The 16,940-nt window shown below is 31.8% G+C and carries 14 protein-coding genes; 5 read left to right on the top strand and 9 right to left on the bottom strand.

Annotated features, from left to right (window positions below):
* Positions 1–23: 23 nt before the first annotated feature.
* The 3 genes from APR43_RS12420 to APR43_RS12410 all read left to right on the top strand — a co-directional run bounded on the left by APR43_RS12420 (position 24) and on the right by APR43_RS12410 (position 5,834).
* Positions 24–1,106 (top strand): efflux RND transporter periplasmic adaptor subunit, encoded by a 1,083-nt coding sequence (locus APR43_RS12420; protein WP_053473929.1) that lies wholly within the window; start codon positions 24–26, stop codon positions 1,104–1,106.
* 128 nt (positions 1,107–1,234) lie between these two features.
* A complete protein-coding gene (locus APR43_RS12415) occupies positions 1,235–4,402 on the top strand; it encodes an efflux RND transporter permease subunit (protein ID WP_053473930.1) in 3,168 nt (1,055 codons plus the stop codon).
* On the top strand, positions 4,395–5,834 hold the full coding sequence (locus tag APR43_RS12410; protein WP_053473931.1) for a TolC family protein: 1,440 nt from the start codon (positions 4,395–4,397) through the stop codon (positions 5,832–5,834). The genes APR43_RS12415 and APR43_RS12410 overlap by 8 nt, the downstream gene beginning before the upstream one ends.
* Positions 5,835–5,904: 70 nt before the next feature.
* On the opposite strand, the gene APR43_RS12405 is transcribed toward APR43_RS12410, so the two are convergent.
* Entirely contained in the window at positions 5,905–6,654 is a 750-nt protein-coding gene (locus tag APR43_RS12405; RefSeq protein ID WP_053473976.1) for a DeoR/GlpR family DNA-binding transcription regulator, read from the bottom strand.
* Positions 6,655–6,742: 88 nt separating this feature from the next.
* On the opposite strand from APR43_RS12405, the gene APR43_RS12400 reads away from it, so the two are divergent.
* Together APR43_RS12400 and APR43_RS12395 are read left to right on the top strand one after the other, a co-directional pair.
* Positions 6,743–7,276, top strand: coding sequence for a 5' nucleotidase, NT5C type (locus tag APR43_RS12400; protein ID WP_053473932.1), 534 nt, complete (start codon positions 6,743–6,745; stop codon positions 7,274–7,276).
* A 160-nt stretch (positions 7,277–7,436) separates the two neighbouring features.
* Positions 7,437–7,802 carry a hypothetical protein gene (locus APR43_RS12395; RefSeq protein ID WP_053473933.1) on the top strand — a complete coding sequence of 122 codons (366 nt, stop codon included), beginning with the start codon at positions 7,437–7,439 and terminating at the stop codon, positions 7,800–7,802.
* A 113-nt stretch (positions 7,803–7,915) separates the two neighbouring features.
* Here the strand turns inward: APR43_RS12395 and APR43_RS12390 are convergent, their stop codons facing one another.
* The 8 genes from APR43_RS12390 to APR43_RS12350 all read right to left on the bottom strand — a co-directional run bounded on the left by APR43_RS12390 (position 7,916) and on the right by APR43_RS12350 (position 16,902).
* Entirely contained in the window at positions 7,916–9,268 is a 1,353-nt protein-coding gene (locus tag APR43_RS12390) for a GH1 family beta-glucosidase (protein WP_053473934.1), read from the bottom strand.
* 430 nt (positions 9,269–9,698) lie between these two features.
* Complete coding sequence (locus APR43_RS12380) at positions 9,699–10,106, bottom strand: hypothetical protein (RefSeq protein WP_053473935.1); 408 nt, start codon at positions 10,104–10,106, stop codon at positions 9,699–9,701.
* A 116-nt stretch (positions 10,107–10,222) separates the two neighbouring features.
* Positions 10,223–11,278 carry a type I restriction endonuclease gene (locus APR43_RS12375; protein WP_053473936.1) on the bottom strand — a complete coding sequence of 352 codons (1,056 nt, stop codon included), beginning with the start codon at positions 11,276–11,278 and terminating at the stop codon, positions 10,223–10,225.
* A 99-nt stretch (positions 11,279–11,377) separates the two neighbouring features.
* Entirely contained in the window at positions 11,378–11,887 is a 510-nt protein-coding gene (locus tag APR43_RS12370) for a hypothetical protein (RefSeq protein WP_053473937.1), read from the bottom strand.
* Positions 11,888–11,889: 2 nt separating this feature from the next.
* Positions 11,890–13,632, bottom strand: coding sequence for a hypothetical protein (locus tag APR43_RS12365; protein ID WP_053473938.1), 1,743 nt, complete (start codon positions 13,630–13,632; stop codon positions 11,890–11,892).
* 3 nt (positions 13,633–13,635) lie between these two features.
* Positions 13,636–15,180, bottom strand: a complete 1,545-nt coding sequence (locus APR43_RS12360; protein ID WP_053473939.1) for a DUF4407 domain-containing protein — start codon at positions 15,178–15,180, stop codon at positions 13,636–13,638.
* Positions 15,164–16,408 carry a DUF4407 domain-containing protein gene (locus APR43_RS12355; protein ID WP_053473940.1) on the bottom strand — a complete coding sequence of 415 codons (1,245 nt, stop codon included), beginning with the start codon at positions 16,406–16,408 and terminating at the stop codon, positions 15,164–15,166. Before APR43_RS12355 ends, APR43_RS12360 begins: the two co-directional genes overlap by 17 nt.
* Positions 16,405–16,902 carry a hypothetical protein gene (locus APR43_RS12350; protein WP_053473941.1) on the bottom strand — a complete coding sequence of 166 codons (498 nt, stop codon included), beginning with the start codon at positions 16,900–16,902 and terminating at the stop codon, positions 16,405–16,407. The genes APR43_RS12355 and APR43_RS12350 overlap by 4 nt, the downstream gene beginning before the upstream one ends.
* Positions 16,903–16,940: the final 38 nt, after the last annotated feature.

Genomic DNA, 16,940 nt, shown 5'->3' with positions numbered 1-16,940 from the left:
TCGCTTAATTTCCAAACTAAATCATGAAAAAAATTATCGTGTTCACGGGCTTGTTTGCCCTAGTGTGCCTAACTAGCTGTACATCTAAAAAAGAAGAGAAAGAAGAAGCAGAAAAATTCACGGTTACAAATCCGGTTAGAATTGATACTTCATTTACAAAACAATACGTTTCGCAGATTAAGTCTGTTCGAAATATCGAAATCCGCGCCCAGGAAAAAGGGTTTTTACAAAACATTTATGTTGATGAAGGACAGTTTGTAAAAGCAGGACAATTATTGTTCAGAATTATGCCAAACATGTATCAGGCAGAATTATTGAAAGCACAGGCTGAACAAAAATCAGTAGAAATTGAACTGCAAAATGCTAAATTACTTGCAGATAAAAATATCGTTTCTAAAAACGAATTGAGCGTTGCTCAGGCGAAACTGCAATCTGCAAAAGCAGAAGTTGCATTAGCAAAACTTCATTTATCATTCACAGAAATCAGAGCTCCGTTTGACGGAACAATCGACAGAATTCCTTTGAAATTAGGAAGTCTTATTGACGAAGGTGAATTATTGACAAGTCTTTCAGACAACAGTCAAATGTTTGCTTACTTCAATGTTTCTGAGCCAGAATATCTTCAGTATCAGACAAATGTTAAAGATCGTGCCGAAAACAAAGTGAATTTGGTTTTAGCTAATGGAGATACTTTTAAAGAAAAAGGAAATGTAGAAGTTATCGAAAGTGAATTTGACAATGAAACTGGAAATATTGCTTTTAGAGCAAGATTCCCAAATTCGGCAAAATTGCTTAGAAACGGAGAAACAGGACAAGTTCAAATGATGGTTCCTCTTAAAAATGCAATCGTAATTCCGCAAAAAGCGACTTACGAAATTCAGGATAAAAAATATGTTTTTATAGTTGATAAAAATGATAAAGTAAGCTCAAAAGAGATCACGATTACAGGTGAAATTCCTGATTTGTATGTGATTAAAACGGGACTTAATGAAAATGATAAAATCTTACTTGAAGGTGTTCAGAAAGTAAAAGAAAATGACAAAATCAAATACGAATTTGAGTCTCCTAAAAAGGTAATTAATAACCTGCGCTTAAAAGCGGAGTAAGTTTTTTGTTTTAATTGTTTCAGGTTTCAGGTTTCAAGTTTACGCACTGAAAACCTGAAACCTTAAACTTGAAACTTGAAACCCTTTTTTAAACTTCAAATAAGTTTAATCATTAAAAAAATATAAAAATGTTTAATAAATTTATTCAAAGACCCGTATTGTCGATAGTAATATCGTTGATTATTGTCTTTTTAGGAGTATTGTCGGTATTGAATTTACCAATTACCCAATTCCCTTCGATTTCTCCTCCTATGGTAAACGTTACTGCGGATTACCCTGGATCGAATGGAGAGCTTATGATTAAATCTGTTGTAATTCCGTTGGAAAGAGCCTTAAACGGTGTTCCGGGAATGAAATATATGACTTCTGATGCCGGAAATGATGGTGAAGCGAGTATTCAGGTTGTATTTAATTTAGGAACAGATCCTAATCAGGCAGCGATTAACGTTCAAAACCGTGTGGCTTCGGTTACTAATAAACTTCCTCCTTTAGTAATTAGAGAGGGTATTAAGATTACACGTGAAGTTCCGAGTATGCTGATGTACGTGAACCTTTATAGTACGGACAAAAACACCGACATGAAGTTCTTGTACAACTATGCCGATATCAACGTATTATCTGAATTAAAAAGGGTAAATGGAGTTGGTTCAGGAGATATCTTAGGAACACGTGAATATGCCATGCGTATTTGGTTAAAACCAGATCGTATGTTAGCGTATAAAATTTCTGCAGATGAGGTAATGGAAGCATTATCAAGTCAGAGTTTGGAGGCTTCGCCGGGTAAAACGGGAGAAAGTTCTGGTAAACGTTCTCAGGCATTTGAATATGTATTGAAATATTCTGGACGTTTTACAACAAAAGAACAATATGGAAATATTGTGGTAAGATCGAATGCTAACGGAGAACTTTTGCGATTGAAAGATATTGCAACTGTTGAATTTGGAAGCTCGATGTATGATATCTATTCTAACCTGAACGGAAAACCTTCTGCAGCGATTGTATTAAAACAATCTTTTGGAAGTAATGCGAATCAGGTTATTGAAGATGTAAAAGCGAAACTGGAAAAAATCAAGCAAAAATTCCCAAAAGGAATGAATTATGAAATCTCTTATGACGTTTCTAAATTCCTTGATGCTTCTATTGAAAAAGTAATTCACACTCTTGTTGAAGCTTTTATTTTAGTTGGTATAGTAGTTTTCCTTTTCTTAGGAGACTGGCGTTCTACGGTAATTCCGGCAATTGCGGTACCCGTTTCATTAGTTGGAACATTTGTGTTCATGACATTCTTTGATATTTCATTGAACTTAATTACGTTGTTTGCTTTAGTATTAGCAATTGGGGTCGTCGTCGATGATGCGATTGTGGTAATCGAAGCCGTTCACGCCAAGATGGAAGAAGAACATCTTTCGCCATTAAAAGCGACTAAAAAAGCAATGCACGAAATTGCAGGGGCAATTATTGCGATTACCTTCTTGATGGCGGCTGTATTTATTCCGGTTGCGTTTATGTCTGGTCCTGTTGGAGTTTTCTACAGACAGTTCTCGATTACAATGGCAACAGCGATTATTCTTTCTGGTATTGTGGCATTGACTTTGACACCGGCACTTTGTGCAATGATGTTGAAAAACAATCACGGTAAACCTAAAAAGAGAACTCCTGTAAATATATTTATTGATGGTTTTAACAACAAGTTCAACCTTGCACAAGGTAAATACCAAAATGTATTAGGTAAAATCGTAAACAGAAGAGCTGTTACAATTATAGCACTTCTTGGTTTCTGTGCCGGAACATGGTTAATCAGCAGCACAGTTCCTTCTGGATTTATCCCGAATGAGGATCAGGGAATGTTTTACGCTATTATTCAAACTCCTCCGGGTTCATCATTAGAAAGAACAAATGATGTTGCCTTGAAGCTTCAAAAAATATCAGAAACTGTAGAAGGTGTAAAATCAGTATCTGCATTAGCGGGTTATGAAATTTTGACAGAAGGTACAGGATCAAATGCGGGAACTTGTTTGATCAATTTAGAAGACTGGAACGATCGTAAACAATCTGTTCAGGAAATTATGACGGAACTGGAAGAAAAGTCAAAAGATATTGCAGGCGCAAATATTGAGTTTTTCCAACCGCCGGCGGTACCAGGATATGGAGCTGCGGGAGGATTTGAGCTTCGTTTATTAGATAAAACAGGTACTACAGATTTCAAAAAACTGGAAGAAGTTAATAAGGAGTTTGTTGAAGAATTGAACAAACGTCCAGAGTTATCTAACGTATTCAGTTTCTTTAGTGCGAGTTTCCCTCAGTATATGATGAAAGTTGATAATGATTTGGCACAGCAAAAAGGAGTTTCTATTGAAAACGCCATGAACACTTTGTCAACTCTTGTGGGAAGTAACTACGAGATCAGTTTCATTAAATACGGTATTAACTATAAAGTAATCGTTCAGGCTGCTCCGGAATATCGTGCACAGCCAGATGATATTCTGAAATTATACGTGAAAAATAATCGTGATGAAATGGTTCCTTTCTCTGCTTTTATGAAGTTAGAAAAAGTATACGGACTTTCGGAAATTACGAGACATAACATGTACACTTCTACAGAGATTAGTGGTGGACCTGCTCCGGGATACAGTTCTGGTACAGCTATTAAAATCATTCAGGAAATAGCAGCTAAAAAATTACCTAGAGGTTATGATATTGACTGGGCAGGTATTTCTGCCGATGAGGTTGCACAAGGTAATCAGGCAATTTGGGTATTCTTAATCTGTTTAGGATTCGTTTATTTGGTATTAGCAGCTCAGTATGAAAGTTTTATTTTACCATTATCTGTAATTCTTTCTTTACCTGCGGGTATTTTTGGAGCTTTCCTTTTATTGAAAGTTGCAGGATTAGAAAACAATATTTATGCGCAGGTTGCCATGGTAATGCTTATTGGTTTATTAGGTAAAAATGCCGTATTGATTGTAGAGTTTGCGATACAAAGGCACGCAGCCGGAAGAACCGTTTTAGAAGCTGCAATGGAAGGAGCAAAAGCAAGGTTCCGTCCTATTTTGATGACTTCATTTGCGTTTATTGCGGGATTATTACCGCTTGCATTTGCAACTGGTCCGGGTAAAATTGGTAACAGAACTATTGGTACTGCGGCCGCTGGAGGTATGCTTATAGGAACTATTTGCGGAGTATTTGTAATTCCGGGCTTGTATTACATATTTGCCAAAATTGCTGAGAAACACAAACTGGTAAAACATGAAGAAGAAAATCCATTAACAGAAGAAATTGATAACAATCATGTATAAAGTTAAATTATATCAATACAGTATTGCATTGGGTTTATGTCTTGCCGTGGCAGGATGTAAAGCCCCTGCAGCTGAAACAGCAAGTACAAGCGCTCCGGTTCCGGAAGCATTTGGAAGCGTAAAATCGCAGGACACAACAAATACATCGACTTTAAAATGGAAAGATTTCTTTAAGGATCAAAACCTTGTAGAGTTGATTGATGTTGCCTTAAAAAACAATCAGGAACTGAATATGACTTTGCAGGAAATTGAAATTGCAAAGAATGATATCAGAGTTCGTAAAGGGGCGCTATTGCCAACTGTCGGCGTTCGTGCCGGTGCAGGAATCGAAAAAGTAGGACGTTACACAAGCCAGGGTGCGGGTGATGCAACAACAGAAATTAAACCGGGAATCGAAACTCCAGATCCGTTACCGGATTATACCATTGCAGCTTATGCAAACTGGGAAGTAGATATCTGGAAAAAACTGCGTAATTCTAAAAAAGCAGCTGTAAACCGTTATTTAGCTACAGTTGAAGGTAAAAATTTTGTGATTACAAACCTTATTGCTGAGATTGCTGATAATTATTATGAATTATTAGCTTTAGACAGCCAATTAGAGATTGTAAAACAAACGATTACTTTACAGACAAACGCTTTAGAAATTGTAAAAATTCAAAAACAAGCGGCGAGAGCAACTGAACTTGGAGTTCAGAAATTTCAGGCTGAGGTTTTAACTTCAAAAAGTCTGGAGTTTGATATTTTGCAGAAAATAAAAGAGAACGAAAACAAAATCAACTTTTTGTTAGGACGATATCCACAGGATATTAAAAGAGACAAAACCAATTTTACAGATTTGCTTCCGGCAGCTGTAAACTCTGGAATTCCATCTCAATTATTAACAAATCGTCCAGATGTTAAACAAGCAGAATTAGAATTGGTTGCTGCAAAATTAGATGTAAAAGTCGCTCGTGCAGAATTTTATCCTTCATTAGATATTTCAGCAGCTTTTGGAGTTCAGGCTTTTAAACCATCTTATTTGTTTACATTCCCTGAATCGATTTTATATTCATTAGCCGGAGATATTGCTGCGCCGTTAATTAACAGAAATGCGATTAAAGCAGAATTTTCTAGTGCTAATGCAAGACAGCTTCAGGCGTTGTACAATTACGATCGTACCATCCTGAATGCATATTTAGAAGTTTCAACCCAGCTTTCTAAAATTGATAATCTTCAAAAAGGTTACGATTTAAAATCACAGCAAGTTGACGCTTTAAATAAATCAATTGATGTTTCAAACGATTTGTTTAAATCAGCAAGAGTAGATTATTTTGAGGTTTTAATGACGCAAAGAGATGCATTAGAAGCTAAATTAGAATTAATAGATACTAAAAAAGAACAATTAAATGCTGCAGTTCATGTTTACAGAGACCTGGGCGGCGGATGGAAATAATATTGCCTGTTAATTTGTAGAGAAAAAGCCTTTCGGAAGTTAAATTCTGAAAGGCTTTTTTATTTGTTATTTAAAGAATAGTCAAACCTATTTCTTTATATGTTTTTAAAATTTCATCTTCAGGAGAAATGTTGGTAACCAAAACATCAATATCTGTAATTGGGGAAATATAATAAGCTTCTGCAGTTCCCACTTTTTCAATAGAACTCAGTGCGATGACAAAATTAGAATTCTGAATCATGCTCTTTTTAATTTGAGAATCATCATATAAAACGCCTGTAATACCACGCTCGTGATGAATACTGCAAATTCCCAGAATACAAACATCTGCCCTAAAATTTCGTAAAAAATCTATTGTATCAATTCCAGAAGTTGTAAAAGAGGTTTTACTCATTAATCCTCCGGCAAAAATTAATTCAATATTCGGTAAATCTTCCACTAATAAAGCAACGGGAAAACTGTTTGTAACAACGGTTAATTTTAAATTGTAAGGAAAACTCGAAACTAAAGCTACAGAAGTTGTTCCGCCATCAATAAAAACAACTTGCCCGTCTTTTAAATACGAAATCGCTTTTTCGGCAATAATCTTTTTATTTTCAACATCGTGTTTTTCTCTTTTTCTATAATGCAAAGGAATTGGAGAAGGAGCAACCGCGCCTCCGCGAACGGCTTTTAAAAGTCCCTGATCTGAAAGTTCTTTTAAATCACGTCGGATAGTATCTTCTGAAACGCTTAAATATTCACTTAATTCTATAGATGTTACCCGATGTTCTTTAGATAAATATTCTAATATAACCTGTTGACGTTCTTCCTTTTTCATTTTACTTGCGGTTTTATATTGCAAAAATAAGTTAAAAATTGCAATATATTGCAATTTTTGCATAATTTTACCGCAAAATAAATTTACAATGAGAAAGAAAACAATTGCAATAGATATGGATGGTGTACTTGCCGACATTGACGCACAATTAATTGACCATTACAATAAAGCTCACGGAACTACTTTATCAAAGGAAAGTATTAAAGGATTAACTTCTGATGTTGCTTTTAAAGAAAGAGATTTTATTCATAAACTTTTGCATTCAGAAAACTTCTTTAGGACATTGCCTGTAATGCCCGATGCTGTTGAAAGTTTACTTGAATTGGATAAAGATTTTGAAATCTTTATTGTGTCTGCCGCAACAGAATTTCCTATTTCACTTTCAGAAAAAATGGCCTGGCTTGCGGAGCATTTTCCTTTTATTAAATGGGATAATATTATTTTATGCGGCAGCAAAAGAATTATCAATACCGATTATATGATTGATGATCATTGCAAAAATTTAGATTATTGTATGGGAAAACCTATTATGTTCACTGCATTTCATAATGTGAATCAAGATCATCATATAAGAGTAAATAACTGGAAAGAAGCCGTTGCGCTTTTAAAGGAAACATTATAAGCTGTAAAGGTTATAATTTTATTGTTTTTTGAAGAGAAAAGCCTTTTAGAAGAAATTCTGAAAGGCTTTTTATATTTAAAAAGCTTTCGTGGTTATACTGAAAAATAGCAGTCAGATCAATAAAAATATTTATATTTATAAAATAATAAAGATTATTTTTATGAAAAAAGTTCTACTGTTATTAATCGTTTTTTGCCTTTTTGGATGCAAAAAATTTGTTGTTTCGTTTGAGCAGCCTACAGATATGAAGTTAGATAATTTAAAGATGGAAGTGCTTCTGGATAAAGAGAAAGTTCAGGATATTAACTTAAAAGCGGCAAAGGGATTACCTACTTATGAAACAGCTGATTTGCCAGTTTCTGACGAAGGAAAACACCAGCTTCAGATAAAAGTAAAGGACACAGTATTTAATTATGAAATAAAGTATCCTGAAGAAAGATATATTATGGTAACTGCCCATTTAAAAACAAATGGGAAAATCCATGTCGGAATTTTAAAACAAGCTTATAAATATAGATTTCATTAATCGCAAAGTTCGCAAAGCTAATATTTAAAATAAAGCTTTGCGAACTTTTGCGGTTTCTAAAAATATTTAAATAAAATTCCTTGCGATCTTTGCGTTAAAATTATTTAAGCAGGTTATGATAAAAAATCTTTAAACCATAATCCTGAGTTTTTGATGGTTCTTTTTTGTGTTTCGAAATCAACGTGAATTAATCCAAATCGGGCATTATAACCTTCTGCCCATTCAAAGTTATCGGTTAAACTCCACACAAAATAACCTTCTACATTTAAACCTTCTTCTTTTGCTTTTAAGATTTGTTCTAAGTTATCCTGAATAAAGTGTGTTCGTTTTATATCGAATACTTTTCCGTTTGTAACAGTATCAGGGAAAGCGGCACCATTTTCAGTAATGATAATTTTTTTGATGCCTTTGTATTCGTTGAATTTTTTTAGAACGTGATACAATGCAGGCGGATAAACTTCCCAGCCCATATCAGTTGAAATTACATTTCGTTTTTCGGCACTTATTAATTCGGCGCCAATATAAGGAGTTAAAATAGAAGATTTTACAACTTCACGCGTATAACATTGTAATCCGATGAAATCAAAATCAAAATCGAGATTGTTTAAATCATCTTCTAAAATATAATTATTAAGCTTTTTAAGTACCGGAAGATCTTTCTGCGGATATCCCAAACCTAAAATTGGCTCGATAAAAGTTCGGTTTAATAAAGTATCGACACGTTTTGCGGCTTCAACATCTTTTTGACTATCTGTTGCCGGTTCAATATGCGTACATGAAAAGGTAGTTCCGATATTCGCATTCGGAATTTTGTTTCGTAATATCTTAGCGCCCGCAGCCGTTGCCAGCGTTACGTGATGCATCGCTTTTAGATAATTGGTAATTCCCTTTTTTCCAGGTGCATGTATACCTAAAAAATATCCCGCTCCAGTAAATACTGAAGGTTCATTAATTACCATCCAGTTTTTTACACGATCACCAAAATACTGGGCACAAACTTCAACATATTCTGAAAACCAGGAAACCGATTCGCGGTTTGTCCAGCCTCCTTTTAATTCGAGTTCGTGTGGTAAATCCCAATGGTAAAGCGTAATCCAGGGCTCTATTCCAGATGCAAGTAAGGAGTCGATAATTTTATTGTAATAATCTATTCCAGCTTGATTTACAGGATGAGTTCCTGTTGGCATAATTCGAGGCCAGCTGATAGAGAACCTAAAATTCGGAATATTTAATTCCTTTATTAAATCAATATCATTTTGGTAAGAATTATAAAAATCGCAGGCGGTTAGGGCATGATGTCCGTTTTTTATTTTTCCTTTTTGAGAAGTAAAAACGTCCCAGATAGAAGAACCTTTTCCGTCAGAATCATGTGCTCCTTCAATTTGGAAAGCGGCGGTAGAAACACCCCACAAGAAATCTTCACCAAATTGGTTTTTGTTCAAAAATGAGTTTTCAATTTTATTCATTCAATAGTACTTTCCTTTATTTTTAAACTGCTTATTAATGAAGGAAAGAAGATTGCATAGCTCTTAAAAAAAGCCATTCTTTGAATGATACCAGAAAATTTAGGTTAAAGAATTTCATAACGATTAGTTTTATTCAAATTACGAAAACTAATGTGAATTTATTGTAAAGTCATTATTATCAAATAATTAAATAAAAAACGGGAAGATAAATCAATCTTCCCATCCACAAAGTGTTAAACCAAGGCCCTGAGCTTGTTTGAGTGATGTTTTGACCACTTCCTGCCTGCAGGATGATAAACCCCGACAATGTTCTTTATAATGATATTTTTTCGATCCGCTTGATCCGCAGATATAAACACTGCTATCTGGAGAAGAAAAAGAGGTTAAAAAAACAAAAAATAAGAGTAAAGTATATTTCATTAGTGCATTTTTATTTGACAATTAAATTGTATTCGTTTCCTTTTTTATCAACAGCCTTTAATTTTCCGTATGCGATCCATTCGGTATTAATTTCTATTTCGGCAACTGTGTCCGTTAAAATTCCGGCGCCGTATTTTCCCTGCACGTTAATATTTCCAAAAACCGAATCGCCTGTTGCATTTATTCCTTTTACATCATAATTGTATTCATAATTCCCAGAATTTCCGGTTCTGTATTCGTAGTGATAGGTTTTATTTACATGATACGTTTTTGCTTCTTCGGGAGTAATCGTTTTACGATCGTCTGCTGTAATTACCGGTTTATAAAATGTATTTATTTGCGGTGGAGGCGGAGCAGAGGCTTTTTCGCAGGAATAAAACGTAAACAATAAAAATAAGATGAAGTAGTTTTTTGACATAGGCTTTTGGTATTTGGTTAGACTTAAAATCCTATTTTTAAATATTTTATAGTTTTTAAAGCAACGATAAATCTAATTAGAATTATGGTCTTTAAAATGAGTACTTATACGGGTTTTTATTCTGTTTCGTAAAGGGCAGCTGTATCTAATAATTCTTTTTCAAATTGATAAATATCGTCAATAGAAGAAATAGAAATTTTTGCTTCTGTTTTATTATCATTAAATAAGCTGATGTATTTTTTACCTCCGTTTAAATGCAGTCTGCACAAAGGTTTACGGTTGTTATCGTCCAGCAAGATTCCAAAATAAGATTGCGTATCACGATGAACGATTCGGCTGGTTGGCAGTTTTCGACGTAAAATAGCCACTACTATACGATAAGCGTCAAGTTCTTCCTCGGTAGTATTAACTTTATTATCGTCTTCAACTGTTGTAATTTCTTCGTCTTGCTGTTTAATCGTTTCTTTAGTTAAAGCAGCATTTAATCGGTCATTAATTTTGTCATTAATAAATTGACTGACAGATTTCTGAACCAAATCTTTAAATTCATCTACGACTTTTTCAGTTAATCTTCCCGTGTATATTTTACTGGCAAATACTTTTGTAAAATCGTTTGACGGACTTTCTAATTCAGCATTAATCAGCTTCTTGATTTCTTTAATGTATTTTAATGAACTGGCGTTGCTTACAATATTATCTACATCGAAATTGGCTTTATGAAATTTTGCAATTTCGTTTATCGTATTTTCTTTGAGATTGCAGATGTCGAATTCCAAAAACGGTTTTTCGTCCATTTTATTCTGATCGTCTAAATCTGTAAAAAACTGATAATTAATTCCGTTGGTTAAAAGGGCAAATCGGGTTTTAGTAACGTGAAAATAGCGAAATAACTGCGAATTATGAACCGTAAGTTTTTCTTTCCAGCTTTTGCATTCAACAATTATAATTGGTTCTCCATTTTGAAAAATAGCATAATCTACTTTTTCTCCTTTTTTTAAGCCGAGGTCTGCAGTAAATTCAGGAACAACTTCTAGCGGATTAAAAGCATCGTAACCCAAAATATGTATAAAAGGCAATACAAAAGCATGTTTTGTAGATTCTTCTGTTTCAATTTTACTTTTCAGCTGATTTATTTTATCGGCTAACGATTTTAGTTGAATATTCATTTCCATTGGTTTGTAGTTTAAATTAATAATTCAAATGTAAAACCAATAAAAATCAGTGTATTATGGAAATCCGTAATGCAGTAAAATTTTACAATCTATTTATGACTAATGATAAAATGGAGTATCTACCGTTGGAATAAACCATTTTAAGAAATGTTCAAAAATAGTTATTAGAGAAAAAGTTAAGAGGACCAATAAAAAACCTTTTATAAGATAATAACCAATATTTTCCTTTTCAATCTCAATACTATCTAATCTTTTACCAAATGATAATTGCAATATTTTTTCAGATGTGAAATAAGATATGAAAGTGAAGAAAAATGTAAAGCCAATAAAAATTGTAATTTTTTGCATTGATGTTAAAAATGTATTTTCTATTGTTTTGGAATAAATGATTATTTCAATTGAATTTTCAATTAATTCTAAAGCAACTTTTAAAAATAGGAAATAACTAATTAGAATGGAGACATACCATATTGTGTATGAAATTTTTATTTTTTCTTGCTCTTCAGATTTGATATTTAATTTTTTTGCTAAAAATTGTAGTGACATTAACATTAATAAAGTTGAAACTATTGCCACAAGGCAGGTGAAAAATAAACTTTGTTTGTCCATGATTATTTTGATTTTAAGGAGATTCTCCAGTTGTTTAAATTTGAAATTTCATTTGATATATTTCCAGGTTTAGCATTTGGAGCTGTCGTTTCCCACAGAATATATTTTTGATTGTTATAATTATAAGTAGTGCCATTAATTGGTAAATTAATTCCAATTATTGAGTGTCCGTAAAATTCACTACTCATAAGTGCCGCATCATAATTATAATGGCTTAAAATGCTGTATAATAATAATGTGCGTGTGTCGCAGTCTCCTTTTAGATTGACTAAAAATTCTACAGGAGTATTGATTCCGAATCGTTGGTTTCCATTACAATCTCCTTTATTGCTTAAAAGATAATTTCTCGTAAAGCGATCACTGTATAAATTAGAATTGCAGTCTTTATCAAGAACTAAGGCATATGGTATATCTTGAACAAATGTTACAATCATTTCTGCAAATTGTATCTCGTTTAATTTTTTTGCTTTACCAATACTATCAAAAAGTTGGAATAAACTATTAAAATTGCTTTTATCAAATTCTTTTAAATCAAAAACAACCTTATCATAAGCATTTACAGTATTTGTGCTTAAACGAAGACTTTCCTTGAATAAATGAGCTTTTCTATAATCGCTTAACTTAATTTTATATTCACCTTCATATTTGTTTCCAGAATAATCTTTCCAAGATCTATATCTTGTTATGATACTATCATTTTCAATATTTTGGTCTTCATGTCTAGTTTCGTCAATAGGAATGTAGGGGGTTACTTCTCTTGGTGAATCAACAATTAGCGGTTTTGGATTATAGGTATGTGATTGTGTACTAATAGAATGAATTAGAGAAGAAATAAATCCAATTAAAAATAATATTCCAATTATTCTAAATAATGGTTTGAAAAATGATCCAAGATTACCCAAAACTAGAATAATTACGAAAAGAGCAATAATATATAAAATGTTAGGTAATATAAATATGAGAAATGCAAATCCGAATAAAATACCAAGAATTCCCAAACTTTGACTTGCACACCCTGGATTGCCATTAGTATTAGGAGATTTAAAATTTAATGGTTGACTATTTTTTAAATATTCCCAATTACCCCAAACATTATGATTATGATTTTTGCATTTATATTCTCTTCGGATATAATTATTGCTAGTTTCTGTTCTGCCTGTTTCTATATTGCTACATATACAAATTGAGGGAGATTCTGGAATACAAGTTACTTCATCTTGAACTAAAATAACTTTCTCTTCAATTTCCCTTGTTTCATCAATAATGTATCCTGTAATGTAAGCATTAAATGACCCAAAAATTTCATCACCTTCTGTTTGATGAAGTTTTCTTATTATTTCAAATTCAAATAATTCAGGTTCTAACACATTTACTCCAAATAATTTTTCATTTGCAGTTATTGTAACAGGAAGATCTTTGGGTAATTTTTCTTTTGGAAATTTATCCCCTTTTATTCTTTTCCTTTTAATAACATTTTCAAAATCTTTAGGAAAAATGAAAGATTTGTTAGCTCTAAAGTCATCTCGACTTTCAGTTATTACATTTGCTTCATAAATTTCAAAATCAAATAAATCAGCTTTCTCATAATCGTCATCGATTTTGACTCCTCTATATTTCCCCGAAATAATTCCTTTCAAATATGTTTTTCTTGGTGTTAGAATTTCATATGTGATTTTTTTATAGGTTAGATTATCTTCTCCTATAAAGGTTTCTTCATTGATGATATTTACTATTTTATCTAGCATTTTCTAATCGTTTTCGGTTTTTTGATCATAGAGAAATTCTAGTAATCCTTTTTCATCATTTGAAATCTTTGTGATTAATCTCATTTTAGTTCTAAAAGGAGAATCTAACCAATATTCATATTTACGCATTTCTTCATCCGTATATTCTTTATTAATTGATCTTTCGATTGTATTATACTTTTGACTATTAAATTGCTTCAGTTTTTCTAATAATGGCTTTAGTCTTTTTAGGGATTCTTTATTGAAAGATGATATATTATGAGATAGGATTTTTGTAAATATTTTTTTTGAACTTTCGTACTCTTCTAGAATAATTCGATGCTCGATTAACATTCGTTGGAAATAATAATCTGATGTATTAATACTGTTTATATTAACTGATTTTATTTTACTTTCTAGCCAATTAAAATCTGTTGTTTTTATAAGTTCTTCTCTTAATTTAACAATATCACGTTCATTTCTTTCATTGGTTTTAAATATTCTCGAACATAAATTACGGGCTTTGTATTTAGAATAAATCGGGAAAAGAAATACTAAACAAACAATTACTGTAATAATCCATGAAATTGGATTTCCAGTAAACAATAATTGAATTGTTTTTACATAAAAATTGCTTTTATTTAAAAGGCTATTTAAAGAATTATAGTTATCAACCTTATTTGTTACTAATGTGTTTAAATTGTTTTTGAAATTATCAAAATCTGTTTTTAGTGAACCTCCTATAACTATAGAATTTATATCTATTATAAAATTATGATCTGATGTTAATTCATTGGTTAACAAATTTTCCAGGTCATTTAATATTTTTGTTTTCTGTAATTCCTCTTTGTTACTTAAACTAAATTTTTTATCAATTTTATTAAATTGAGCTAATTTCTTTGTTGCGTTTATAACGAACAAACTATCTGTTTTAATTTTTGAATTTATTATACCAATTTGATTTTGAAGGGAGTTTGTTTCTTTATAATTTAATTGGCTAATAGCTTTGTTATTAAATTCTTTTTGATTTATAAGCTCTTCTTTAATTAATTGGTTATTTGTTAATGTATATAGCTTAATTCTTTCCGAGATTTTATGTTTTTCAATATCGTTTTGTATGGAGTATGAAAGTAAATATACATTTAGAGGTTGAGCAATAATGACAGCTAATAATGTCATGAAACCAATCCTCAAAATCATAGAAAGATTTACAAAACTGTTTTGGATCGGATTTATTTCGACATTGTTATTGGAGTTTTTGCTCTTTTTTCTTTTTGATGATAAAGGAATTATTGCTGGTGAGATAGTATGGAGTAATAATAAATACATATTTACAACTACTGCTCCCCAAATAAGACCAATTGAGATGCCGAAAAAGTGAGCTCCATTAAATAATGAAATAATAAAAAAAGTTGCACTAAAAAAACATCCAATAAATATTAGAAGAACAAAAAAGCCAAGTAAAGCAAATCTTGTCTGGATTCGTTTATTACATCTTTTTAAAATGTAATTATCTTCTCCAGAACAGGTAAATAAAAAAAGCCGAATTTCGTTAACTGCTTTGTTCATTTTTTTCGATTGAATTTATATAAGCATCCAGATTGTTATCTATTTTATTCATTTCTCTTTCTTTATATTTTTCAACAGCATATTTTGTAAGCTCCTTTTGAATTTCTGTAACTTTAATTTTTTCAAAAATTAACTTTTCAGCCTCATGATTAATTACTAAATGTTTTTCAACTCCCTGTTTGTCTTTGTAATAATCGTATTTCACTTCAATTCCGTACTCTGCTTTGATTAATTCATCCCTGTTTTCTGCTAAATAGTCATAAGTCGTTTTGGTTAACATTAGCTTGAAGAAAATAGGAGTAAGTTCTATTGCCATGAATAATAAAGTGATAAAAAGAGAAATCCAAAAACCGGCTACTTCATGAGCAATTTTTATACGCTCAAGTAAACCATCTAGACCATTAGCTATTTTAGTATTATCAGCTCGTGCTTTATCTTTTTCAATTCGTAGCATATCTTTTCTATTGTTTAATTCAGCCAAATCTTTTCCATTTTGTTTATCAAAAGTTGCTAATTGATTGGTTAAATCGTCCAATTGTGATTTTAATGCCTTTGATAATGGTCCGTTGCCCCCAACAATTCCCTTAGCTTTTCCCATTAAATTATCAGTATAAGCTTGTTCAGCGACTTTAATACGATTATTCAATGCATCTCTTTCTTTTGCTATAGTTCCAAATTCAGATGTTAATAGTTTTTCTCGATCAGCATAAGTTTTATCTACTTTTTTTTGATATTCAGCTTGTTGCTCAAGTTGTTTTTCTCGTAGTTTTATGTCAATTTCTGTTTTAAACATTCTAATTTCTACAGGTTTTGAAATTGTCATTGCGATAATCATTCCCATTAAAATTCTAGGAAGAGCGCTTTTTAGTTCCCCTATAGTAATAGCTTCAGTTCCGTCTCCTTTACCAGTACTTGTTACAATGAAACGGTCAATGTTGAATATCATTAACCCCCAAACAATTCCAAAGAAAAATGCTATACAAATAGTTTGTAAATCAATAGGATTATCAATTGCAGATCCTCGCGGCTCAAATATGGTATAAAAGGCATACCCACCTGCAATTCCAGCCAAAGCTCCAGTTGCGAAAACAATTCCTCCCAAACACATGTATTTTATTTGGTCGGAATAGGTAGCTCTTTCAAGTAAGTAACGATCTCCTCCTGCGCATTTCCATAAAAAGCGCATTAATGGACTTGATTCTGGTAGTTTGTAATATTCTCGTGTCATATAAATTCGTTTTGGTTATAAGTATTATGTTTTAAATTAAGAGCTTGATTTTTTATATTAACTTTTGATGTTTTTATCTCTGGTTTTGAAATAGAAATCTCAATTGAAGAATGAGTTAATTGAGGAATGTGATTCTCTTTTAGATTTAAAGAAAGATTTGAAAAATTCGTTTTGAAGCTTTGATTTTCTATTTTTAAGGATGGTTCAAGTTTTAACGAGTATTTCTTCTTTCTAAAAAAACCATGTACAACTATATCCATGTTTGGAAAGATATTTTCAAGATTGAAAATTTTGATGCTCTTTTCTAAAGTCTTTTTATTGTTAAATGAATACCACAAGGCATTATTGAACTCATAATCAATAATAACAAAACTGTTTTTGAACACGCAATTTGTTTCGTAGTTCAATTTTAAAAGTTCAATATTTTTATTTTTTTTAAAAAGAATGACAAAGAATCTGGCCAATACTGTTTTAGTAAAGGCAATCTGTTTCAATAAATATTTTAGATATTGTGAAAGCAAAATTTCAAGGC

It is taken from the genome of Flavobacterium sp. NLM (genome assembly GCF_002210235.1).
GTDB lineage: Bacteria > Bacteroidota > Bacteroidia > Flavobacteriales > Flavobacteriaceae > Flavobacterium > Flavobacterium panici.
Note: the sequence above shows the minus strand (reverse complement) of the source record. Positions and strands in the feature narration are given on the sequence as shown.